The sequence below is a fragment of the Brasilonema sennae CENA114 genome (assembly GCF_006968745.1).
Lineage (GTDB): Bacteria > Cyanobacteriota > Cyanobacteriia > Cyanobacteriales > Nostocaceae > Brasilonema > Brasilonema sennae.
On sequence record NZ_CP030118.1, the window covers coordinates 4,060,268 to 4,083,832 of the forward strand.

The 23,565-nt window shown below is 43.8% G+C and carries 19 protein-coding genes and 1 pseudogene; 11 read left to right on the forward strand and 9 right to left on the reverse strand.

Translation table 11 applies throughout. From position 1 onward, the window contains the following. Positions 1 to 80 precede the first annotated feature (80 nt). Both DP114_RS17315 and DP114_RS17320 read left to right on the forward strand, forming a co-directional pair. Positions 81 to 1,103 carry a hypothetical protein gene (locus DP114_RS17315; RefSeq protein ID WP_169268658.1) on the forward strand — a complete coding sequence of 341 codons (1,023 nt, stop codon included), beginning with the start codon at positions 81 to 83 and terminating at the stop codon, positions 1,101 to 1,103. A 19-nt stretch (positions 1,104 to 1,122) separates the two neighbouring features. Beyond that, the gene (locus DP114_RS17320; RefSeq protein ID WP_171976675.1) at positions 1,123 to 2,853 is read left to right on the forward strand and encodes a hypothetical protein; all 1,731 of its coding nucleotides are present in this window, start codon (positions 1,123 to 1,125) and stop codon (positions 2,851 to 2,853) included. An 89-nt stretch (positions 2,854 to 2,942) separates the two neighbouring features. Here DP114_RS17320 and DP114_RS17325 read toward each other — a convergent pair whose 3' ends face one another. After that, entirely contained in the window at positions 2,943 to 3,782 is an 840-nt protein-coding gene (locus DP114_RS17325) for a sulfurtransferase (protein WP_171976676.1), read from the reverse strand. Between the two features lie 754 nt (positions 3,783 to 4,536). On the opposite strand from DP114_RS17325, the gene DP114_RS17330 reads away from it, so the two are divergent. Beyond that, positions 4,537 to 7,293: a zinc-dependent metalloprotease gene (locus tag DP114_RS17330; RefSeq protein ID WP_171976677.1), complete on the forward strand. Its 2,757-nt coding sequence runs from the start codon at positions 4,537 to 4,539 to the stop codon at positions 7,291 to 7,293. An 11-nt stretch (positions 7,294 to 7,304) separates the two neighbouring features. Here the strand turns inward: DP114_RS17330 and DP114_RS17335 are convergent, their stop codons facing one another. Continuing rightward, positions 7,305 to 9,092: an ABC transporter substrate-binding protein gene (locus DP114_RS17335; RefSeq protein ID WP_169264013.1), complete on the reverse strand. Its 1,788-nt coding sequence runs from the start codon at positions 9,090 to 9,092 to the stop codon at positions 7,305 to 7,307. A gap of 217 nt (positions 9,093 to 9,309) precedes the next feature. On the opposite strand from DP114_RS17335, the gene DP114_RS17340 reads away from it, so the two are divergent. The 4 genes and pseudogenes from DP114_RS17340 to DP114_RS17355 all read left to right on the forward strand — a co-directional run bounded on the left by DP114_RS17340 (position 9,310) and on the right by DP114_RS17355 (position 12,383). Further along, positions 9,310 to 9,510, forward strand: a complete 201-nt coding sequence (locus tag DP114_RS17340; protein WP_169264014.1) for a hypothetical protein — start codon at positions 9,310 to 9,312, stop codon at positions 9,508 to 9,510. A gap of 9 nt (positions 9,511 to 9,519) precedes the next feature. Then, positions 9,520 to 9,705: a hypothetical protein gene (locus DP114_RS17345; RefSeq protein ID WP_169264015.1), complete on the forward strand. Its 186-nt coding sequence runs from the start codon at positions 9,520 to 9,522 to the stop codon at positions 9,703 to 9,705. A gap of 41 nt (positions 9,706 to 9,746) precedes the next feature. Beyond that, a pseudogene (locus tag DP114_RS17350) lies at positions 9,747 to 10,316 on the forward strand (nSTAND1 domain-containing NTPase); the annotation flags it as partial. 120 nt (positions 10,317 to 10,436) lie between these two features. Continuing rightward, on the forward strand, positions 10,437 to 12,383 hold the full coding sequence (locus DP114_RS17355) for an AAA family ATPase (protein ID WP_172195235.1): 1,947 nt from the start codon (positions 10,437 to 10,439) through the stop codon (positions 12,381 to 12,383). 150 nt (positions 12,384 to 12,533) lie between these two features. On the opposite strand, the gene DP114_RS17360 is transcribed toward DP114_RS17355, so the two are convergent. Together DP114_RS17360 and DP114_RS17365 are read right to left on the reverse strand one after the other, a co-directional pair. Next, the gene (locus tag DP114_RS17360; RefSeq protein ID WP_169264018.1) at positions 12,534 to 12,719 is read right to left on the reverse strand and encodes a hypothetical protein; all 186 of its coding nucleotides are present in this window, start codon (positions 12,717 to 12,719) and stop codon (positions 12,534 to 12,536) included. Positions 12,720 to 12,892: 173 nt separating this feature from the next. Then, a complete protein-coding gene (locus DP114_RS17365; protein ID WP_171976680.1) occupies positions 12,893 to 13,627 on the reverse strand; it encodes an HAD family hydrolase in 735 nt (244 codons plus the stop codon). 122 nt (positions 13,628 to 13,749) lie between these two features. On the opposite strand from DP114_RS17365, the gene DP114_RS17370 reads away from it, so the two are divergent. Beyond that, positions 13,750 to 14,394, forward strand: coding sequence for a sigma-70 family RNA polymerase sigma factor (locus DP114_RS17370; protein ID WP_171976681.1), 645 nt, complete (start codon positions 13,750 to 13,752; stop codon positions 14,392 to 14,394). 7 nt (positions 14,395 to 14,401) lie between these two features. Here the strand turns inward: DP114_RS17370 and DP114_RS17375 are convergent, their stop codons facing one another. From DP114_RS17375 to DP114_RS17390, 4 genes are all read right to left on the reverse strand, one after another. Continuing rightward, positions 14,402 to 15,148 carry a thioesterase II family protein gene (locus DP114_RS17375; RefSeq protein ID WP_171976682.1) on the reverse strand — a complete coding sequence of 249 codons (747 nt, stop codon included), beginning with the start codon at positions 15,146 to 15,148 and terminating at the stop codon, positions 14,402 to 14,404. Between the two features lie 206 nt (positions 15,149 to 15,354). Further along, positions 15,355 to 17,640 (reverse strand): 1,4-alpha-glucan branching enzyme, encoded by a 2,286-nt coding sequence (gene glgB, locus DP114_RS17380; RefSeq protein ID WP_169264022.1) that lies wholly within the window; start codon positions 17,638 to 17,640, stop codon positions 15,355 to 15,357. 357 nt (positions 17,641 to 17,997) lie between these two features. Continuing rightward, positions 17,998 to 18,315: a hypothetical protein gene (locus DP114_RS17385; RefSeq protein ID WP_169264023.1), complete on the reverse strand. Its 318-nt coding sequence runs from the start codon at positions 18,313 to 18,315 to the stop codon at positions 17,998 to 18,000. Between the two features lie 337 nt (positions 18,316 to 18,652). Continuing rightward, complete coding sequence (locus DP114_RS17390; RefSeq protein ID WP_246162566.1) at positions 18,653 to 18,952, reverse strand: hypothetical protein; 300 nt, start codon at positions 18,950 to 18,952, stop codon at positions 18,653 to 18,655. A gap of 425 nt (positions 18,953 to 19,377) precedes the next feature. Here DP114_RS17390 and DP114_RS17395 point away from each other — a divergent pair, with 425 nt between their 5' ends. Then, positions 19,378 to 20,079, forward strand: coding sequence for a hypothetical protein (locus DP114_RS17395; RefSeq protein ID WP_169264024.1), 702 nt, complete (start codon positions 19,378 to 19,380; stop codon positions 20,077 to 20,079). On the opposite strand, the gene DP114_RS17400 is transcribed toward DP114_RS17395, so the two are convergent. Further along, the gene (locus DP114_RS17400) at positions 20,080 to 20,217 is read right to left on the reverse strand and encodes a hypothetical protein (protein WP_171976683.1); all 138 of its coding nucleotides are present in this window, start codon (positions 20,215 to 20,217) and stop codon (positions 20,080 to 20,082) included. It lies immediately after the preceding gene. A gap of 47 nt (positions 20,218 to 20,264) precedes the next feature. Between DP114_RS17400 and DP114_RS17405 the strand changes: the two genes are divergently transcribed. Together DP114_RS17405 and DP114_RS17410 are read left to right on the forward strand one after the other, a co-directional pair. Next, positions 20,265 to 22,130, forward strand: coding sequence for a peptidoglycan D,D-transpeptidase FtsI family protein (locus DP114_RS17405; RefSeq protein WP_171976684.1), 1,866 nt, complete (start codon positions 20,265 to 20,267; stop codon positions 22,128 to 22,130). Positions 22,131 to 22,405: 275 nt separating this feature from the next. Continuing rightward, positions 22,406 to 23,521 (forward strand): iron-containing redox enzyme family protein, encoded by a 1,116-nt coding sequence (locus DP114_RS17410; protein ID WP_169264027.1) that lies wholly within the window; start codon positions 22,406 to 22,408, stop codon positions 23,519 to 23,521. Positions 23,522 to 23,565 lie beyond the last annotated feature (44 nt).

Below are 23,565 nucleotides of genomic sequence, written 5' to 3' on the forward strand. Positions count from 1 at the left end.
TTTCTTCCAATGACTTCATAAAAACAGTGTGCTTTGATACATGTAGTCAAATTGACTCAAAATTAACAAGGGGGCTGAAAATGTTTGCCTATACAGATCCAACAGGATCAGACTTTCTCAAAAGCCAAAATGCACTAGAGACATACAGAAACGATATTGATAGTTTCTACAGACGCTCTGCTTTAAGACCTAATTCTGCTTTTACCTTGCTAGAGGCGTTTGCTGGGCTAACTCCTGAGAAAGGGCTACAAGTCGAAACAATTACTTGGATTGCTTTTCCTAAACTGGCAAATAGACCATTCAATATCATCGATACTGATAGATTTAATTTACAAGATGAGTATGTTGAATGGCGTACTGAAACGAAAGATGGCAAAGTCACTCGTATTACTTTCACTACTGAGTTTCCTGAGTATTACCAAGCCTTAGCAAAAGTGAGTGCTGATGCTTTGATTGCAGGTGTTAAGAACACAATTCCAGGATCTAACCCAACAATTACAGAGTTATTTGGTGCGGGATTTAATCCTCGAACTGCTTCAGGGCGATCGCGTTCCAATCAATTCCGCCTGAATCTCCAAAAGAATCCCTGGAACAACGGACAGAAGGGAATTCTTTGCTTGACTCAAACAAATAACACAGCAGGTGCATTGTTCGCTTTAGTGGAACCTTGTGCAATCTCTAGATTTGATATTCCTGCAGCAGCAGTCTGTGGAAAAGTTTCTTGTGTACCGGGGCGTAACTCAGATCCAGCGATTTGTCAAGAAGCTCAAAATGCAGCCCGAGCCTCTTTTGGTTTAAGTCTACAAGATCCAGTTGGTATCAAAATGTTGAGACTGGAGGGTATTTGGAAAATTGGAGGACAAGAAATTGATATCAACGATACAAGCGAAAATCAAGGTGCTTGGGTCGTGAGTCGCAATGGTCGTCGTGCTGTCCTTGATCTGAGCAAAGGAGTGACTTTAGAGAATACACCAATCACTAGTGGAGCGCAAGTAGCAGCCAAACTCTCAGTAGGTGCAAATGTTATTTTAGCGCCAGAAGCAGTGCTTCCAGAATGGGCGCAAACAGGTGAAGAATCTTCTTCACGGTTGTTAAATGTTTAAATATAGGAGTTCTTCAATAATGCACAGACTTATCACTGTAGTCATCACTTTGCTACTCAGCTTTGTGTTCTCTACAAAACTTGCGTTCGCTCAAGCAGCGCCAGTTTCTCTATTAGAACAAAAACGAGACGGGGCAACAGTTCAGCCGATCTCATCGGGTACATTAACATCTTTGGGCGATCCACTTTTTAAGCTTGTGCTTAAAGATCGTGCAAATGTCACCAATCTTGCAGAGATAGAAACATTAATCAAGGGTCAACAAGGGCAAGAGCAAACCTTTGTTGTTGATGAAACCATTGTTGATACTCGTCCAACAGTTGGTAATCGACCAGCAACACGAAGAGCAGTGGTAACTTTCACAGGTAGAAATCAAGGAGAAAGGCTAGATCGCAACGTCATGCTTTCTGTTTTCTTCACTTCTGAAAACTTTCCTGATGTGCAGTCTATTGAAGCTCTTGGCTGGGATGGACAACGGGGTCGTTACAACTACTATAAGCTTGATCAGCAAGGTACACCAGGAAGATTATCTTGGAAGTTTCGTGACTCATCCGTCCAAGCCGACTTACTCCAACCAGCACAACGTTCAGGAACTTGTTTGCAATGTCATGTCAATGGTGCGCCAGTGATGAAAGAACTGGCTCTTCCTTGGAATAACTGGCACTCTATCTCATTTGCAGCGAGTTACTTAAAATCAAACTGGAAGGTTGGTACAAATTCGCCCAGAATTGCCCAAAACTTAGGGGGGGCGGAACGCTTAGAAACTGGCTTCATTGCTCCAGCAATCAATGAGTTTAATAACAAGAGGATTGACGAGAGTATCGCCCGCAATAACGGTAGCCCAGTCACTAATCCTAATGGAAGTCAACAAATTACCACTGGAAAACGGTTGTTACGTCCTTTATTTGTGACAACTGAAGTGAATTTTATTAGTAGTAATCAACAAGTTGGAAGCCTGCATCCTTTTGGGAGTAGCGCTACACCGGGACCTTTTGCTGATGTCAAAATTCCCAATAGTTTCTTTCTCAACGCCAATTTCATTAATGGTAGCCCACCACAAAGTGTGCAAGGCTTAAAGATTGCAGATAGTCTGAGATTTCAAGACATAGCCGTAGTTAAAGCTGATGAATATAGACAACTAGTGAATCGTTCTGGAGTGAAGCTGGATGGCAAGGCAGGAGATGCAAACTTTGCCTGGTTTGTGCCTGAACCCAGTCACGTTGACAACAGCATGATTGATCAACTCGTCAAAAGAGGAGTTATCACACCTGAGTTTGTCGCTGCTATTATGGCTGTTGATTTGGAAAAGCCAGTCTTCTCATCACAAAGACAAAAATTATTGCAGTTTATTCCAGACCAATTTAGCTTCCAGCCACTACAAGGAACTACAGACCCCTTTAGTGTTAAACGACACCCTGACGATTTAACTCAAAAAGTCATTGCTGCTTTAGCACAAGCAAACCCCACAAGTAATTCAGCCGAAGCTCAATTCTTAGCAATCCTTCGGAATAACAATCCTTTGCAAGTCCTCAAGGAACGCACTCAACAATACAGTAACAGTATTGATCAAAAGCTGAATAAGAGTGGTGCGACTGCTCGTCAAGCTGAACTCAAACGGCTTTATGATTTAACGATCGCACGAAGAAGAGAAGTTTTAAGTGACCCAGTTTTAACAGCCCTGAATGAAACAGGAAACGAGCTTTTGCCTCTTCCTGATACAACAGGGATAGCATCTGTAGCAACTGCTCAATAAACAAACTTTCCTTTTTTAAGGGGGGTTAGGCGGGATCTGAGCGTGATTTGACTCAAATTTTAGATCCCCCAACCCCCTTCACTAAATAATCATACCTCCACAGGCGTATCGGGTTGGTTCCCCCACTCATTCCAAGAACCGTCGTAATTGCGCACATTCTGATAGCCCAGCAAATACTTCAACACAAACCAAGTATGTGAGGAACGTCCCCCAATAGTGCAGTACGTTATCACTTCTTTGTCAGGGATAATGCCTTTGCTGCTGTATAAAGCGTATAGTTCTTCGGCTGATTTGAATGTCTCATCTGCGTTGAGGGCTGATTCGTATGGAATGTGAACTGCACCTGGAATGTGCCCCGCACGTTCTGTTCCTTCTGGTGGCTTCGTGCTGAACCATTCGCCGCGATACTCTTGGGGTGTGCGTACATCCACCAAAACACGGTCTAACTTACCAATGCTCGCTTGCACTTGCTCCTGCAGTGCACGTATTCTTGAATCAAGGCGTTGTCCTGTATATGTTGTTGGCGTGATGGTTGGTGTTTGAGTCAACAGAGGGCGTTCTTCTACAAGCCATTTTTTGCGACTACCATTCATGACTCGCACATCATCATGCCCAAATATTTTTAAAAACCAAAACATAATAGGGGCGATCGCATTATGATTGCCATAAATCACGACAGTCGTATCATTTGCTATACCTGAGCGTGCAAGTAGTTCTTCCAACGCTCCTTTATCAAAATTAAAACGGAAATCAGGTTGCAAGATGGTAGTGAATCCGTTCCAGAAAACAGCGCCAGGAATGTGACCAGAATCATAAGCTGTTGCATCCATGTCCGCTTCCACAAGACGCACTTTGGGGTCATGCAAATGCTCAGCAACCCACTCAGTCTCTACAAGAACTTCAGGATGAGCGTAATTTAACGGTGACATCAGGCGTGACTCCTTGCTGTGTAAATGTCGATAACGCTAGAGTAAAATTGATTGCCTGACTACGCCTAGTCCTCGAACGAGTACATTCAGTCACTTTTTTTGTGTAACTTATAGCAATCTTAGATGATACCAAATCCGGAAATACCCCCTTTATTATTTAGTCCGCGTAGGCGGTGAGACAGCGCTGCCAAGAGTTGTGCCTTGCGCGGGTTAAGCGCGTTGTGGAGCCAGCCCCGTGCGGGGGTTCCCCCAAAGTCTGTCGGGGGAAGCAACCCAAGCGACGTTAGCGCAGCGGGACGTAGTCCGCTTTGACCGTTGAGGCGTCTGGCGTGGCGCAGAGAAAGAGAAGAGAGAATTTTATGAATGATTTAGGATTGCTATATTTTCTGTAACTGTCAAACAAGCTTTAAAACGAATGTTTCGCAAGCTTGAAGTTTCTTCTCGTGCTGAGTTCGTAGGACGGCTTTTTTCCAACACAAGGCTTTTCGCGTCCAGGGATGTGGTTTAACGCCTACGTTCCATATACCGGTATTCTGTAAGGTGGGCATTGCTCACCAAGATCTCAAATTTCTATCACATGGACTTTTCCGAGCAATCCCCACCCTACGATTTGTAGTCTTGATATTATCAACTGATACTTTTCTAGTAACTTTGGTAAAATACATAACTTTATTCCAAAGAGAAAAGCGGGTAATCTATTAATACTTTAGAGGGATGCGGATTTTATATCTGCTTTACCACGGGAAGCTGAAGTATGAAAAACTGGATAACAAGATTATTAATATATATTGCGTTATTCTACAACCTGTTGCTAGGAGCGAATGACGCGGCAGCTAACCAACTTTCAGATGTTTATGTACAGCAATTAAATACAATACCAGGAATGGAAAAGTTAGCAATTGCTGACAATATCTTTAAAGAGAACAGAAGAGACGATTTCCGAAGATTTCGCGAGATAATTAAAGGTGCAGAGAAGTTAGAGGGACTTTTTACGCTTTATCGGGCTAAAGATTCTGGCGCAATCTATTGGGAAATTAAGCCAGAACAACTCAACAAAAATTACTTGGGTATTGTAACTTTGGAGTCAGGCGTTGGGGAAAGCGGACTATATAGTGGACTGCCGTTGCAAGATTTTCTGTTCTACTTCCAGCGAGTTAACAATAATTTGCACTTTGTCATTCGTAATGTGAAGTTCCGTACAGAACCTGGTCAACCAGAAGAGCGATCGCTTGCTCGTTCATTCAGCGACTCTGTTCTTTATGCAGTGAATATAGTTTGTATCGACCCATACAGTAAAAATCTTATTATTGATATAAATGACTTACTGATGCAGGACTTTCCGGGATTAACTCCTCTATTAAAATATTTTTTGCAAACTGAATATCAGTTAGAAGAAAGTAAGTCATATTTGGGTGATGTCAACAGCTTTCCTTTCAACTTAGAGGTTGATTCGATTTATGGTTTCTCATCACCAGAAGGAGCAAATTTAATTACTTTACCTGACAGCAGGGCACTCACGCTCAAAGTACATTATAGTTTTTCTCAACTCAGAGAAAACAACGGTTATATTCCCAGACTTGCTGACGATAGAGTTGGATATTTTATTACTGCTTTCCAAGACTTTTCTGGCAATCATAGCAAAGAACCATTTGTACGTTATATCAATCGTTGGCATCTGGAATTATCTGATCCAAATGCTGCTTTGTCTCCACCTAAAAAACCGATTGTGTTTTGGATTGAAAATGCCGTACCCTTGGAATACCGCGACGCAGTTCGTGAAGGCGTTTTGATGTGGAACAAAGCATTTGAAAAAGTAGGATTTCAAAACGCCATTGAAGTCCGCCAAATGCCAGATGATGCTGATTGGCATCCCGCAGATGTGCGTTACAATACGATTCGCTGGTTCAATTCTCTAGATGCAGGTTTTGCCAGAGGACCAATGCGCGTTAACCCATTCACTGGGGAAATATTGGATGCAGACATCATTGTCGATGCCAATATGGTGCGTTCACTTCAGCAAGATTATCACACATTAATAGAAGCAAATTCAGACGACCTCTACTCCACGAGTATCTATGCAAAGTCTAGAGTCAAAATGAACCAACCTTACGCGACTGGAATTCATAAATCAAGAGTTGAAAACAGAGAAACTTGGTCTAATGATTCTGACTTCTACTACAGTATGGAGTCCTCTTTTCAAGCCGCAATGGGAGCGTTAACGCTCTCACTCGTGCAAGATGCTATACCAAGTAGTGACCAAATGAAAAAGTACGTACATCAATATTTACGTTCTCTCATCGCTCATGAAGTTGGACACACTCTTGGTTTACGCCACAATTTTCACGGCAGCACAATGTTAGCACCTGGGGAATTAAACGACACACAAATCACTCACACCAAAGGTTTGGTAGGTTCAGTGATGGATTATCTACCTGTGAACATAGCACCACAAGGAGTACAGCAAGGCGATTATTTTCCAGCAGTTATTGGTCCCTACGATGAATGGGCTATTGAGTACGGTTACAAAAGATACTCAAATCTCATGGTTGAAGCAATGACTCCTGTTACTGAAAAGCCCTTTTTAGAGCAAATTGCTTTAGCGTCGCCTCAACCAGAATTATCCTACGCAACTGATGAAGATATCTCGGATATCAATCCTCTGGCAAATATTTGGGACATGAGTAGTGATGTGTTAGTTTATTCTCAATGGCAAATGGATAATGCCCGCATGATGTGGCAGCGTTTGGATAAGGGTTCTCCATTAAGAGCAGAAGGTTATGGTGATCTACGTCTGTTATTTAATAGAATACTGAACTACTATTTCCGTAACGCCACCTTGCTGACTCAATACATTGGTGGGCAGTCTTTTAGGCGTCACCATGCTTTAGATCAGACTCATGCTCACTTTGTACCAGTTCCTCTAGAAAAACAACGTCAAGTATTGACAAATTTTAATGAGTATGTTTTTGATAAGAATGCGTTCAGTTTCTCTCCACATTTACTAAATCAATTAGCACCATCACGTTTTTCACACTGGGGTAACCCCATACCTATTTACCGTCTCGATTATCCAATTCATGAGCGGATTTTGTACATCCAAAGCGTGATATTGCGAAGCTTATTAAGTGGCGATCGCCTAAATCGTTTACGGGATATAGAACTAAAAACTTTGCCTGGGGAATCCCTGACAATACCAGAACTGTTTGACACATTGCAAAAAGACATTTGGACAGAAGTTTTCACTTCTGAATCACATATGTCAATTTCTAGCATCCGCCGTTCCCTGCAACGTGAACATCTGAATATCTTACTAAGCATGGTGTTGCGTAAGACTTATGTGCCTGAAGATGGTCGTACAATAGCTTGGTATGAATTGCGTCAACTGCACAAAGCAATCAATGCTGGTGTTAAACAACATAGTGGCAACTTAGATATTTACACGCTGGCTCACTTGGAAGAAAGTAGCGATCGCATTACCAAAGCTTTAAACGCACAATTGCTTTCATACTAACAAACGACTCATCACTCATGAGCTACTTTCCATTCATCAATGTTCCAGAAAACTGACCCTAAACTAGAATATTTGATTGGCTCGATGCGATCGCGCACTGCCTGAAATGACATAGGATTCACTAGGCAAAACACTGGCAACTGTTCGGCAACAATTTGCTGGAATTTGTGATAAATCGCTTTGCGCTTGTTCTCATCTAGTTCTTTGGCTCCAGCGCTGAAAAGATTGTCTATTTCCTTCTCCCAATCAGAAACAACCCACCCTTTGAGCGGTGGTTCTCCTGGTTGAGTACCTTGGTTGAATTGATGAAACGAGCCTTGGCTTGTCCAAAACAACGATAGAAAGTTAGGTTCCACATCTGCACCAGGAACGCCAAATGCACCGACATAACAATCCCAATCTCGACTGGAGAGCAACTTTTTCAGCACGACGTTAAATTTGACGACCTGCATATCAGCTTTAATACCAATCTGGCTTAAATCTTGTTGGATTTGCACAGCCGCATCTATTCGAGACTGATCTTCTGATTTCACCAGGAGGTTGAATTGTACTCGGTTCCCATCCTTATCTATCAATTCTTTTTGAGAATTGTACTTGAAACCAGCCTCTAGCAACATTTGCTTTGCTTTGTGTGGATTGTAATCGTAAACCTTTAACCCTGCTGCTGGTGACAGGTAATAAGGACTTTGCACCGCTATAGGTGAATGTTGTACTTCACCTAGCCCTTGATAGATATTAGTTTTCATCCGTTTGCGGTTGATAGCATAGGCGATTGCTTGCCTAAAAGCCAAGTTATTAAACCACCGAGACTTAATTGGGTTTACAAAAGGTTGTCCTTTGGCATTGCGAGCTTCATTAAGATTGAAACCAAAAAACGAAAAATTACCATCGAGTCCACCGTTATGTATAGTGTATTTTCCTCGCTTTTCTTCCTTCTTCAGTAACCTGAATACTGATGGTGTTACATTCAAGCTATCCAGTTCCCCTGAGCGAAATTTTAGCAACTGATTGTCAGTTGATGAAATAATTTGCCAAACAATGCGTTCAATATAAGGCTGAGGATTTCCGTGAGCATCTTGTCGCCAGTAGTGGGGGTTGCGTCGTAAGATGACTCGCTCGGCTGGAGTATAACTTTCTATCAGGTAGGGACCATTGCTAATAATTTTTTTAGGAGGAGTGTTGGTTCCCCAAGTTGATAAAAATTGAGGATTGCCATTTGCATCACTGGTTAGCACAGAGGAGCGCAATGCATGAGCTGGAAGAATTGCCAGTCTTTCTATGTTTCTCAAAAAAGGAGCAAAAGGTTCTGGTAAGGTAAACTCAATTCTCCGGTCGTCGAGTTTCTGCACCGTTGGAAAAGCTTCTTTGTTGCCAATACGCAGAAAATCTCTATATATAGTGGGAATTTTTTTGTTGAGGTAAATATCTCGATAAGTAAAAATAATATCATCTGCTGTCAGAGGTTTGCCATCTGACCACTTTAACCCTGGTTTGAGTGTAAAAGTAATTCGCTGGCGATCAAGAGAAATTGACCAAGACTCTGCCAATCCTGGCTCCAATTTATTAGTTAAAGCGTTTTCATCAATCAATCCCTTGTAGATAAAAGGAAAAATACTATAGGGAGAGTCATTAATGGCATAGTTAAAGGTAGCTGGGTCACTCGGAGAAACTAAAACGACTTGAGATACTTGAGCCGAAGAGGTTTTAAATTTGCTAGGGTAACAACCTGCTAGCAGCAAACAACAAGACAGTGCCAAAGCAACCACCAACTTTAGAGGTCGAAAAACAGCAGCAACCATCTCTAATACCAAATTGAGAAAGGATGTCTTGTTTCACCTACAGCAATGAAGTATTGGAAACCCTATGGGAGCGCCAGTTGTCTGCTACGCGAAACCGGGACGCAGCTATTATACCTCGTAAAAAAGCCGGAAATCAGCGCTCGCGTTCCCATACTGTTTCGTCTCATTTCATATCATGTCCGGTTGAATAGTTGTCCGCAGCGTTCGCGTCAGGTATTTGGCAGCCTCTATTGAAGAAGTTCAATCAAATGACCCAGATAAACAGTTGGCAGCTGGAAATCTCAAACGCATGGCTGAAACATTAAAAACTATCAGCGAATCTTCGGCATCTATTAAAAGCTTATGGGAGAATGTAAAAGCAATACTCATGCAACTATCCACTTGGTTAGGTATCGCTCAGAATTTCTTCGGAGAGTAGGACTAACCTATGAACCAGCCTTTGGATCACAAAAGCAATCTACCATCTGCGCAACAGCCAGGAATTTCACAGCAAGTTGATGGTTCCACATTAGGTGGTGGAATGCTGGCTGCAATCGGCGATGATAATGTCCAAATTGAGGGTGACAGCAACATTGTTACTTTTAACAAGACGGAGATTTTACAAATAGCTTAAGTCCTTATCCCCAGCTTGTAAAAGCTACAGATAAACATCGTCCATTCATAGCTGAGATGCAACAAGATGAGTTGCGGTTAGCAATCGAACAGCCTGCGGCTCAACATGGAGTCGTGTTTGAGGTGGGATTGGTGGAGGAAATCATCAAAAATGTACAAGGACAGGCACGATATTTGCCGTTGTTGCAATACACACTAAATCTACTGTGGGAAACAGAGGTTAAAAATCACGATATTGGCGATCTGCTGAAAGCAGCAGCGCTAGCCCCGAAGGGGGCGCTACGCAAACGCTATCGCACACTCAATATCAATACCTATCGGCAGTTGGGTGGCGTGTGGGGCGCACTCCACCAACGGGTTGAGAAAATTTACAACGACTTGACAACAGAAGAGCAAACGTGCGTACAACGCATCTTTTTGAGGCTCGTTGAGATTAGTGGGGATGAAGAATCGGCAACTGAGTGCAAAGCCGTTCTTAGACGGGCGATGCGATTTGAGTTTAACGATCCACTCGAACAAAAAGTGTTGACTCAATTGATTGATCAAAACTTGCTGGTGAGCGATCATCAACCTCAGTCTGAAGTCTCTACTGTGGAGATTGCCCAAGCATAAGACAAGCCACTATTATATAAGATGGATGGAATTTTGCTATAAAAACTCCGCAACTCTTCTGGGACTGCGGATATGTTAAGTTTTCAATCATAGGCAAAGAAAACACTAAGGGTGTAGCGAATGAAAGACTCCACTAACCGCAATGGGTTGGAAATAACAGAAACTGTCTCTGTAGCGGGTTCTGTCGCTGGGTCGGTATTTGCAGTTTTTTCCCAGCAGCTGATCTATGCGGCTGCGCCCCTGAGTTTAGCCCTCTCGCTGAGCCTGATCAACCGACGCCGATTTGAGCAGGCGTTACAGGAGAATATAACTGCTGTCTCCTCTGAAATGGGCACTCGCGTCACACACGTAGGTCAGCAACTGTCAGCACAGATGCAATCGGTACGCACCTCAGTTGAAACTCTGTCTGCTGTCCCAATACCAGCACCCTTTGACCCCACTAACCTGGAGCAACAGATTGAGGAACTGAAAACAGCACTTATCCACACAAAACAGATTACCAGCCAGAGTGCCACCAAGCAGGAAATCGAAGACTTTAACCAGAAAATTAAGCAGTTGCAAGCTTATGTGATCTCATTGACAGAGGCATTTAACCAGCGCTCGGAGCTAGAGCAAATAGAACAGTTAAGCCAAACCACCACCCAACTGCAACAGCATGTGTCAGCACTGCCGCCAATACCAGCACCGTTTGACCCCACCGGGCTAGAGCAACAAATTCAGCAGTTGCAAGCTGGTGTGAGCTCATTAACAGAGGCATTTAACCAGCGCTCAGAGTTACAGCAAATAGAACAGTTAAGCCAAAGCACCGCCCAAGTGCAAGAGCATGTGTCAGCACTGCCGCCAATACCAGCACCGTTTGACCCCACCGGGCTAGAGCAACAAATTCAGCAGTTGCAAGCTTGTGTGAGCTCATTAACAGAGGCATTTAACCAGCGCTCAGAGCTACAGCAAATAGAACAGTTAAGCCAAAGCACCGCCCAAGTGCAAGAGCATGTGTCAGCACTGCCGCCAATACAAGCACCGTTTGACCCCACCGGGCTAGAGCAACAAATTCAGCAGTTGCGCCAAAGCACCGCCCAAGTGCAAGAGCATGTGTCAGCACTGCCGCCAATACCAGCACCGTTTGACCCCACCGGGCTAGAGCAACAAATTCAGCAGTTGCAAGCTTATGTGAGCTCATTAACAGAGGCATTTAACCAGCGCTCTGAGCTACAGCAAATAGAACAGTTAAGCCAAAGCACCGCCCAAGTGCAAGAGCATGTGTCAGCACTGCCGCCCTACTTTGACACCAGCGATCTCAAGCAAGAAATTCAACTGATCAGAGCAGAACTCCAATCCCTACGCCAACAGGTAGAATCCTCAACCCCTCCTGCCGAAACAGTCAACGGTGGTCAAACCGGGTTAGCACACCCAGAGCTTAATCGCAAACTCCCCAGACTCCCGCAACTGTTCAAGAGTTTCGCTCAGATGCAGCACCAGTTGGTAAAGCTACAGCGCTTAACTGCTAAAAGCGATAAGCGGAGCTTACTGCCAAAGGCAGATCGCACAACTGTGCCCCCGCAAGAGCAGTTGTCTGAACTATCCCCAATAACGCATCGGGTTGCTTCCTCAAACGGAACGCAATTGACAACCAGTCTGAAAAATCAACGCTTGAGTGTAGAAGCACTCATGGCGATGGCTGAGGCTCGTGGCATTGGCAAAGAATTTCAGATGGTGATACAAGCAGCCAAGAAACACCATCTTACACTGAATCCGTGGCCTACTAACCTGATGGTTAGTCCTGCGGCTCACTTGCTATCCACTGCGCGAAGAAATTCCTCTCAATGCCTGTTTATCATTTCGGGACAGCCTGCGATGGATGGAAAAGTCCGACTCTGGGTATCAACGCATGCGATCGCTAAATTTTATCCGGTTAGGCAACAAACTGTCACATCCCTCCTGGGATTTGATGGGTGGCGCGAGATGGATAAGGCACAGATAGAGGAGTTCGTCGCTAGTCTGAATCGGTTATTTGAAGAAGCCAGCGTTTTAATCAAACCAGGCAAAGTTGAGAAGCCTGGACTTTAATTAGCGCTATGAACCACATAGCAATAGTTTCAGCCTTCCGAAATTCCCCCGCCAAGGGGAGTTCGGCTTAAAGTTTCCGTTACCCATAATGATGAAGTGTTGCTGCTTTGATGCTGGGGCTTGGGGCTGTTGCAAATAGGGTCTAACCCGCTAAGGCGGGAGCACCCCGGTATACGCACCGCAGTAATAGATACTCATAACTGCGATGAGCGCCCAGTGGTTCGGCGGCACATCCTTAAAGGGGTTTGGCAACGAATCTGCTCGGTCTTGAGAACAGGCTTGCAGAACTTGATCTCCACAAGGCTTGGCTTGTGCAGAGGGCGTTACCGGCTGCACGGTTTCGGTATTTTGAGCTTTGACGCATAAAAACCCAATAATATCAAGTCCGGTAATACAACGTTCATAAGTTCGTAGTGAGGACTTTAGTCCTCTTTGGCTGATATAGCAAGGACTCTTGTCCTTACTACAAACTATAATTAGTTCGATAAAGTGTAGTTAATAGATGCAATTCATTCACTGACAACTTGAATTTCATCGAGTTGATTAATCACCACATCCGCACCTTTAACATTCTCCGCCTTCCCCACCCAAGTAATACCAATGCAACCAGCAGCTTTGGCATTACGTGCCATTTGCATATCACCCACAGAATCTCCTACCATCAGCGTAGCTGTCGGTTCGACTCCTAAAACTTGGCAAGCTTGCAAAAATAAAACTGGATCTGGTTTACTCGGTCCTTTATCGACTCCCATTTCTAGTTGAATGTAATCACCTAATTGATGATGCTTGACAAAAGCACGCACTTCATCAGTTGTCGCCGCCGAAAGAATTCCTAATTTCAATCCACTTTCCGACAAAGACTTTAGCACTTCCAAACTACCCACAAACAAAGGTGAAGGTGTATTGCCAAGGTATTTTTCAGCGTCGTTCAAAGCTTGACGGGCGATAGTTAACGATTCAAACCAACTCCGTCCAGTTTCTGCAATATATGCTGCTGCAGCAATTTCTGTTTCGCGACGACTCGCCACTGCTATTAAACCCGCCGGATCGAGAGTATCACCATTAACGCCAAACGCCATTAACAACGGTTCCCCAGTTCCAGGAATTTGGGCATCTATCATCCGTGCTCCTCTTTGTGCGAAAGCACGTAAATCAGCTTCTGAGTCTTCCAAAGTACCGTTTTTGTCAAACAGAATCGCTTGGATATTGGAAAACGTCACATTTCTACACTGAATAGTTGCCAAAACAGACCTCTTAAAGTGAGTAAATAAAGCAGCAAAGCATATAATATCGCGACAAAGGGTAATACTCCAGAACCCTTTTGTGAGTGATACTAAAAAATGCTTGCTGTTTTGCCACAAATGCTATGGATGAGGAACTGTTATCCCGCTTAGTTGACGAAGCTTGTCAACACCTACCCGGAAGCCCAGAACGTCAAAAACTGCTGACGCGAGTTATTCGCTTAACCTCAAGCAAACTCTGGAGGGAAACGACTCCTTACTATCAGGATGCACTGCAACAAACTTGGTTATATTTTTGTCGCAACATTTGTGAAGGAACAACAGGTCAGAGGTACGATTCTTCTTTAGGTAGTGTTATAACTTGGCTGAATGTTTATCTCAAACGCAGACTGCAAGACTTTTACCGTGATCATCAGCGACAACAAACCAGAATAGTTTCTGCTAGTATCAATCAGTCTCGCTCGGGTGAAGCAAGTGAAATTGTTAATCCTGTAGATAACCTTGCTGCTGAACCTGATATTCCTCCTATTTTAGAAAACGTTAGATCGTGGGCAGAGAAAGACGCTGATGGAGAACTGCGCCAGACACACATTCAAGGACATCCGCAAGTGAATTGTCAAATGTTAATTTTGAAACGTATGCCACCAGAAGTGAGTTGGAAGGAACTATCAGCGGAGTTTAAGTTGCCTGTTTCCACTTTGAGTAGTTTTTATCAACGGCAGTGTCTGACTCGTTTACGAAGATTTGCTGAGAATGAAGGTTTATTTTAGCAAATCTTTACACATCCAGATTACTAACGTAGCTATGCAGTTCTTTACAAAGCCGCTGTAGCAGGAGTGACTGGGATGAGTACACAAAAAAATGATCTCCAGGAAACATCTGTAGTGAAAAAGCACCATTAGTTTGTTGTTGCCAAGCTGCTAAATCTTCATGAGTAACTTTCCAATCTTGTAAACCCCCGAAGGCAGTAATAGAACAATCTAATGGCGCAGAGGGAGTGTAGAGGTAATTTTCCAGAACAGCAAAATCTGCCCGCAGGATTGGAAGAAGTAGTTCCATGAGTTCGGAGTTATCTAGTACTTCTTTGGGCGTGCCGTTATAGCGGCGTAGTTCATTTAAGAATGCTGGTTCTGGCAAATTGTGAATAGGTGGTTCTGGATCGGGAATTTGTGGAGCGCGGTGACCAGATACATATAAATGTAATGGAGTCAAGCGATAATTTTGATAAAGTCGTCGCGCAAGTTCAAAGCTAAGCGCTGCGCCCATGCTATGACCGAAGAAGACGAAAGGTTTATTAAGGCTTGGCAAGAGGGCTTTTTCTAGCGCCTGAATTAAGGGTTCAAACTGAGTAAACAAAGCCTCCTTCATCCGCGTTCCACGTCCAGGTAGTTCAATCAGACAAACTTCCACAGAAGATGGTAAATAATTTAACCAAGGGCGAAAGCTTAAAGCCCCACCCCCAGCATGATGGAAGCAAAATAGCCGTAGTTTGGCTTGAGGATTTGGCTTGGGACAGGTGAACATCAGTTAGCAATTAAGAATGATAAGCAAGCTGCTAAGTGTTATTACAGAGATTGGATTGAACAACAAAACTCAACTTAGTTTGGTGAGTTCTGATATATTCAACCCAATCTACAAATACAGTTATCAGTTATCAGTTGTTCACTGTTCACTGTTAAGCGTTCACTGTTTACTGTTTACTGTTCACTGATTTCATGACGAATGAGTAATCATTCCATTACCTGTGCTGTTTTCTCCTTATCTAACTTGAGGATTAATACTCCCAAGGGTGGCAAACATAAATCCAGCGAATAGGGATGATTGTGCAATGACCAATTGTCTGTCCACTTACCGCCTAAGTTACCCATATTGCTACCACCATACTGACGAGCATCACTGTTGAATAACTCAGTATAAAATCCTAGTTCTGGAACACCGATGCGATAGTGGGAATGGGGTTGAGGTGTGAAGTTGCAAATCACAACAACGAAATCATCAGAATCCTTGTCGTGACGGATAAAAGAAACCACGCTGTGGCGGTTATCGCTACAGTCAATCCACTCAAACCCTTCGCGGGCAAAATCTTGGGTGTACAAAGCTGGTTCGGAGCGGTAAAGATGGTTTAGCTCTTTGAAAAACTGTTTTAGCTGTTGGTGTGGCTCATGCTGGAATAGCTCCCATTCCAAGTCACCCCAGACATTCCACTCACTCCACTGTCCAAATTCCATGCTCATAAACATGGTTTTCTTACCTGGGTGAGTAAACATATAAGTAAACAAACAACGCACGTTAGCGAACTTCTGCCATCTATCTCCAGGCATTTTGCCGATAATATTGCTCTTACCATGCACCACTTCATCGTGGGACAGTGCCAGCATGTAGTTCTCGCTGTGGTGATACCACATACTAAAGGTGAGGTTGTTTTGGTGGAATTGGCGGAACCAGGGGTCCATGCTGAAGTAGTCCAGCATATCGTGCATCCAACCCATATTCCACTTCAAGTTAAAACCCAAGCCTCCGGTGTAGGTAGGCCAAGATACCATTGGCCATGAGGTGGATTCTTCGGCAATTGAGACAATACCAGGGAAATAGCTGAAAAGAGTGTGATTGACCTGACGCAGAAAATCTGCTGCTTCCAGGTTTTCTCTACCGCCGTACTGGTTGGTAACCCATTCTCCATTTTCGCGGCAATAGTCAAGATAAAGCATTGAGGCGACAGCATCAACGCGAATACCATCAATATGGAATTTGTCAAACCAGAAGAGGGCATTTGCTGCCAAAAAATTTCGGACTTCGTTACGGGAGTAGTTGAACACGAGAGTACCCCATTCCTTATGTTCGCCTTTGCGGGGGTCAGCGTGTTCGTAAAGGTGAGTACCATCAAAGAACGCTAAACCATGACCATCTTTGGGGAAGTGAGCAGGAACCCAATCTACAATCACCCCAATACCATTTTTGTGGCATTGGTCAACGAAGTACATAAAGTCTTCTGGTCTACCAAAACGGGAGGTGGGAGCATAATACCCAGTGACTTGATAACCCCAAGAGCCATCAAAGGGATGCTCGGCAACAGGCAGCACTTCAATGTGGGTATATCCTAAATCTTTAACGTAAGGAATAAGCCGTTCTGCTAGTTCCCGGTATGTTAGGAAGCGTGCGCCTGGCTTGAGTTCTGAAACTGTGATGACTGGCTGGGTTTCACCATTGGGCAGTAGTGGTGGTTCTGCACTAGATCCATGTAACCAAGAACCTAAATGCAGTTCGTAAACTGAAAGGGGTTCGGTGAGGGGATCGCTGTTACGCCGTTTTTCCAGCCACTGTTGATCACTCCAGGTGTAGGCATCCAAATCAGTGACAATGGATGCGGTTTTGGGGCGGGGTTCTTGTTGAAAACCGTAGGGATCAGATTTTTCGTAAATGTGTCCTTCAATGTTTTTAATTTCGTATTTGTAACTCTCTCCTACACCAAGTTCGGGAATGAACAATTCCCAAATCCCAGTCTGACCTTTACGCATCTGGTGTTTGCGACCGTCCCAAAGATTGAAATCTCCTAAAATTGACACATTACGGGCGTTCGGTGCCCAAACAGCAAAATAAACGCCTTTAACACCGTTGATTTCTGTGGGGTGCGCTCCTAGTTTTTCGTAAATCCGGTGATGGTTACCTTCGCTAAACAAGTGCAAATCAAATTCAGTCAGGCGGGGAGAGGGGAAAGCGTAAGGATCATACATCACTCGCTCGTGTTCCCCTTCTTTGATCCGTAACTGGTAGTTCGCCAGTTCATTTGTTTCTATCGTGCATTCAAAAAAGTGGGGATGATGCACCGCTTCCATTGGGTATTCCTTCCGTTCTTCAGGAAGGATAACCCACGCCTGACTTGCATTTGGTAGGTAGGCTCGCACAGCCCAGATGCTTTTACCATTCTGTTCTATGGGATGGGCACCTAGTACTTCAAACGGATCTTGATGTTGATTCCAAACGATGCTGTTAACCTGTTCTGGGGCTATCGTGGTCATAGACATGCAGCTACCTACGTTCGTTGAATAAAGTGATTAAGTAAATTTGCTTTGTAAAACGCCTATATATATTCTTTACATTTCTTTGCAAATTTTGTTGTGATAGTGATCGTACCTTGGAAAGAGTACCAATGGATGAATGTGCTTCACTGGTTGAGTGACTACCGAACGTGGGATGATGTGCACTCATTGTTTGATCCCCATACCCTTCGGCTGCTATCTCCTCCACCAGAGGCTACGCGTAAGTCCCAAAGGGACACGCTTACGCGAACGCCTTGGCGTGCGCTTGCGCTTACGGCTGCGCCCTTCGGCTTCGCTCAGGACAAGCTCAGCACAAGTCCGCTCAGGGTAAACCCTTCAAATGTCTAAAAATGGGAAAAGCTGAAGCAATGTCTTACGCAGCCGTATCAGAAAAACTTGATCTTGAATTCGCGGATCGAGTTTTGGTGGGGGAGCATTTTGTAATTGGGCTTGTAATTGAGCGTATTCCCCAGCAGTTAGAGGCTTACCGTCAACAGGCGATCGCGCTGTTGTAATAATCTGGGTCCGCAATATTTCTTCTGGTAAATCTTGTTCTGGCGGTAATGCCATGACCAATGCTCCCCGTGAAGTGCTTAACTCTACCAATATGCTAGTACAGACAATTAAAAGCAGAAACTTTATCACTTTTCTCATTTTCCCTCTACTCCTGGTCATAAGCTTTAATCTCACGCGCCAAAGTTGCGTACAGTTAACTGGCAGGATGCTTGAGCGAAGAAAGTTTCTTCTTTTTGTGAGCGGTTAGCGTAGCAGAGGCATATTTTTATGCTGTGAATTTTGAACAGCTCCTGGTTTTCTACTTCTTATATTTTTATCTTTCCAGGGGCTTACCTGCCAAGAAACCCGGTTTCTCTATGAAACCGGGTTTCTTGGGGAAGTTGTTGTCAGCGTCTGGCAAGTTCAGGTGCTAGTACCTGGGCACTTTTCCAGTTATGGTAGCTCAATACAAGTTTTCGCTGTTTTGAGACTGCTATTAAGGAGTTTTGCCTGGCGTAGCAGGAGTACTAGGGCTAGCTGTAGTGCCACTAGGTGCAGCAGGGCTAGTTGTTGCAGCACCACCAGCAGGAGGGGTAGCACTGTCTGTTGGTTCAGCAGGCGATGAAGTAGCAGCACCTGGAGTACCGCCTTCGGGTGCTCCACCGCCCCCTTCACAAGCTCCCAGAGTTGCGGCAAGACCAAGAATTAATGCAAGACTGACGATTTTAACTTTCATAACTCCTCTTTCACCAATTGCGGCAATAACTATTTTAGTCTGTTGATTAAGATACCCCATCTGTTGCCTTTTTTTAAGTGACTTGATATCACAGATTTAAGCAAAATTCCTGAGTTTATTGTAGGGTAACTTAATTGTTTAGGGTAGCATTACTAAATTAAGTCACGGAGCGCGATATCATACCAAAAATTCCGATTTTATTCGCATACTCTTGCTTATAGTGACAATGCGTTGTCATACTTTTAAATACGATACCTGAGCACTCAAGATATTCAGGGTTGATTCCAAAACTATCAAGAAATCTAAATTTCTTTAGGAAGCCATGTTTCTTAGGGATACAAAGATTAGTGCGCCTACCCATCACAATATATTGACCGAGTTAATGGTGTTATTTGTGGTTATTGTCTGATCGGCAATAATAACAAGAGTAAAAACAGACAATGATCATACAGTAAAGTCTCATAATCCAAAAATTACAAACAATTATGGCTGTTGCACGTAAATCAGATGTTTCCGCGACGGGCGGTAGGCTCCCAACAGAAGTGACAAGTCGCAAAAAACGTCGCCCTACTCAACAAAAAAAAGCGTCCGCCAAACCTGAAAAAGCCCCAGAGGCAAAGCAGTTAAAAACTTCAAAAGTTGATCTGCCTGCTGTGTCTACACCAGTATCAACCAAAAAACAGAGGGCTTCGTCAAAAAAATCGTCACCCTCTCTACAGGAACTCGCAAGGGAAGCTTCTAGTGCCAAGAAACAGACAACAACATCACTGTCAGATCCCAGCAAACAAAAAGCGTCTACTGTGCCCGTGATGCCATCTGCTGAGACCGTACCTTCCTGGCTGCTGCGGTTCTATACTTTACATCGTTATTCTTCAATTATGGCGTTTGCACTGGTAAGTGTAACACTTGTGGTTTATGGTTGGACTGTGTATTCTCAACAACTCTGGAGTCAAGGATACCGTAAAATGCAAAACTTGCAACGCCATGAGCGCCAATTGATGACTACTAACGAGGTACTAAAAAACAAAATGGCACAAGAAGCAGAACGTCCACCTGCCAAACTCGTATCGCCTTCTCCTGATAAAATGATTTTTTTGAATCCAGCACCTGTTGAGTCTAACTCAGTACCCACCACAGCACCAAATTCCGAAATACAACAGCACACCCCGAATCCACTGGGGTATTAGTTACAGCGCATTGCAAGTAATTGAGGTACAACGGTCTTGTCTAAAAGTCAGGCCCAAAGCCATTTTTACTTCTGACTCAGGACTTGCTGACTCAGGACTTGCTGAATTCTGCTGTATTTGCCATTTGTCATTAGTCATTGGTACTTAGACAAAAGACAAAAGACAAAGGACAAAGGACTATTTTCATGCCAAAATCATCAAGCAGAACAAAATTAAAAAACTTTAACTTTCCGAAACCATCATTTAAGAAGCGACAGCAGAAGGGTTCGAGACGAGAGTCGAATAACAAACTTGCTGACTCCACGCAAGAGCAACCACCCAACATAAAATTTAGACTTCTCATTGTTTGGAGCTTTCTCATTGCAGCGGGGTTTGGATTGGGTGTTAACTTATACAATTTACAAATTATCCGGGGAGCAAAGTTAACAGAAAAGGCGCGAAACCAACAAATGGTGAATTTGCGACCTTTTATACCCCGTCGCCCAGTAGTGGATCGCAATAAAGATTTGCTGGCAATTGACCGTCCGGTATATACTTTGTATGCTCATCCCAAACTTTTTGAAAAGTCTAACAACCAGATGGCAGAACTGCTCTCGCCAATACTGGATCAAGATGCTGATGAATTAGAAAAAAAGTTTGACAGCAAAAAAAGCGGTATTACACTTACTACTGCCTTAAGCGAAGAAATTGCAGATCGTATTTCTTCACTACATCTCAATGGTCTAGAGTCAATTCAAAAATACTCCCGATTATACCCACAGCAGGATTTAGCTGCAGAAGTAGTAGGTTATGTTAATCTTGACCGTCGTGGTCAGGCTGGTGTGGAGTACAGCCAAGAGAAGTTGCTAGAACGTTCTATGAATATGGTACGGCTCAGCAGAACAGGTAACGGGTCGCTGATGCCAGATTATGCTCCAGACGGTTTATTCAATTCTGATGATCTGCGACTACAACTGACTATAGACAGCCGTCTACAAAGAGTTGCCCGCTTTGCTCTTAAGGCACAAATACAAAAGTACCGAGCAAAACGAGGGGCGGTGATCGTTATGGATGCGTGGGATGGTTCGCTACTTGCTTTGGTTTCTCAGCCCACCTATAATCCAAACGAATACTCTAAAGCCGATATCTCTTTATTTAAAAACTGGACAGTAGCAGATCTCTATGAACCAGGTTCAACTTTCAAACCTTTGAATGTAGCTATTGGTTTGGAAGCTGGCATTATTAAACCTGAAGATATGTTTAAAGACCCTGGTTACATTCAAGTAGGTGACAGAACAATCAGGAATGCCGAAAACAAACGTTACGGGCGAATAAACATCGCTCAGATTTTGCAGCACTCCAGTAATATAGGCATGGTGAAAATTATCCAAAGAATGGAACCCTCTGTCTACTACGGTTGGTTGGAACGTTTGGGTTTAAGGCAAAGCGTTGATACAGATTTACCCTTCACTGTTAGCAGTCAGCTCAAAAGCCAGCAAGAATTTCTTGCTACACCAGTTGAACCAGCAACGACCTCTTTTGGTCAAGGCTTTTCGTTGACACCGTTGCAGTTGGTGCAAATGCTTGGTGCTTTAGCTAATGGGGGTAAATTGGTCACACCCCACATAGTCCAGGGATTGGTAGATGCCAAAGGACAGATCCACTACTCACCGAATCGACCTGCACCGCGTCAAATCTTCTCATATGCGACTACGCGAAAAGTTGTAGAGATGATGGAAACTGTGGTTGATGACGGAACAGGAAAAGCATCACAAATTCCAGGGTATCGCATCGCAGGCAAAACTGGTACAGCCGAAAAAGCTAGTCGCGCTGGTGGTTACATTATCGGAGCTAAAATCACCAGCTTTGTGGGTATTTTACCTGTGGAATCTCCCCGCTATGTTGTGTTGGCGTTGATTGATGATCCCAGGGGTCAAAATGCTTATGGTAGTACTGTAGCCGCACCCGTTGCTAAGTCAGTGATGGAAGCACTGATTACTATTGAACAAATTCCACCAAGTAAACCAATGACTCAAATACCTGCCAATCAAACACCTACCAGTCCGCGTTAAAGAAAAGCGGAGCCAGCCTTTGTGCCAAGATTTGTCCCTTGCTCCGGTGTCCTCCGCCCTTGCGGACTGGCGTGACAACCAGACATATCAATTCAAAATTCAAAATTTTGAATCTCCCCATCTCCAGATTTTTGTATGCCTGTATACTGAATTTTTGATCATAAACTTAATTTTTCTTTATCACTCACGGGAGAGGTACTTAAATTGACTTAATGGAAATCTAGATAGTAGACGCTGAAATAATTTCATGCCAGCCTTTACTAGCAAAATCTTCCATGCAAAGCAATTTAGTGATATCTCCTCTCGCCGAGGTTGAAGCAAAAAGTACGCGTATCAAAGAAGAAACAAGTATAAATTACGAGCTTGCTGAGCAGCAATTTATAGAACTGCTAGCAACAGAAAACTTAGACAAAAAACTAGATGCAGATCCCTCACAGAAGAACGAGTTTGAACACACACTCGATGTAGCGATTTCTGCTGCTTATCAAAATGGTGCTGGTGATGATGCAGCTCATCGTTTTCTCCAACGCATACTATATCGCATTAATCGATTGAATCTGTTTTGGTACGATGATCTAAGCCACTACGTAAACGAGCGTTCTCCTTACTTGTACAAGGTACGTGACCAAATTGAGACAGCTTGGCAAGAGTGGGAACTTGGACAAATCGATGTGGCTGCGTTGCAACAACTAGATGTAAAGCAAGCTCTCATTGAGCGTGGTGCTTACGATTTAGAACCGCCTTTATCAGAAGACAGTCGCTACATCCGGGAGAAAATGAGCGAGGCTGGCTACCGTCACTTACTGGCTATTGGCTCGTTTGACGGTTTAGTGGAAGGTAGTCGTCTTTCCCGCATTCTGGGTGGCGCTGCTAATCAAGTACAGTGTACTTTGGTGCGAGTCCTGTTGGAAGAGTACGGCAACGGTCGTTTTTCTCGCAAGCACTCTACATTTTTTGCCCAAATGCTGACTGAATTTGGGATGAACACTGAACCAGAAGGATATTTCGATTTAGTTCCTTGGGAAGTTCTAGCATGCGCTAATCATAACTTTCTACTGACTGAGTGCAAGCGTCATTTCCTACGGTATAGTGGTGGGTTGACCTATTTTGAGGTAGCAGGACCTGCGGCTTATAGAAACTATCTTGCTGCAGCACAAAGACTTGGACTGTCTGACGCAGCGATGGGTTATTGGGAGTTGCACATTCGGGAAGATGAACGCCACGGACGCTGGATGTTGGATGATGTGGCTTTACCTTTAGCCCAAATGTATCCTAATGAGGCGTGGGAACTAGTGTTGGGGTACGACCAGGAGAAGCTGATGGGCGATCGCGCGGCTATTGCTGTTGTCCAATCAATACGTGAAGCAGAACAAGTAGCCTCATCTATGTAAGAAATCTTAAAAGTTAGAAACTCATTGGTTTTTACCTAAGAGCA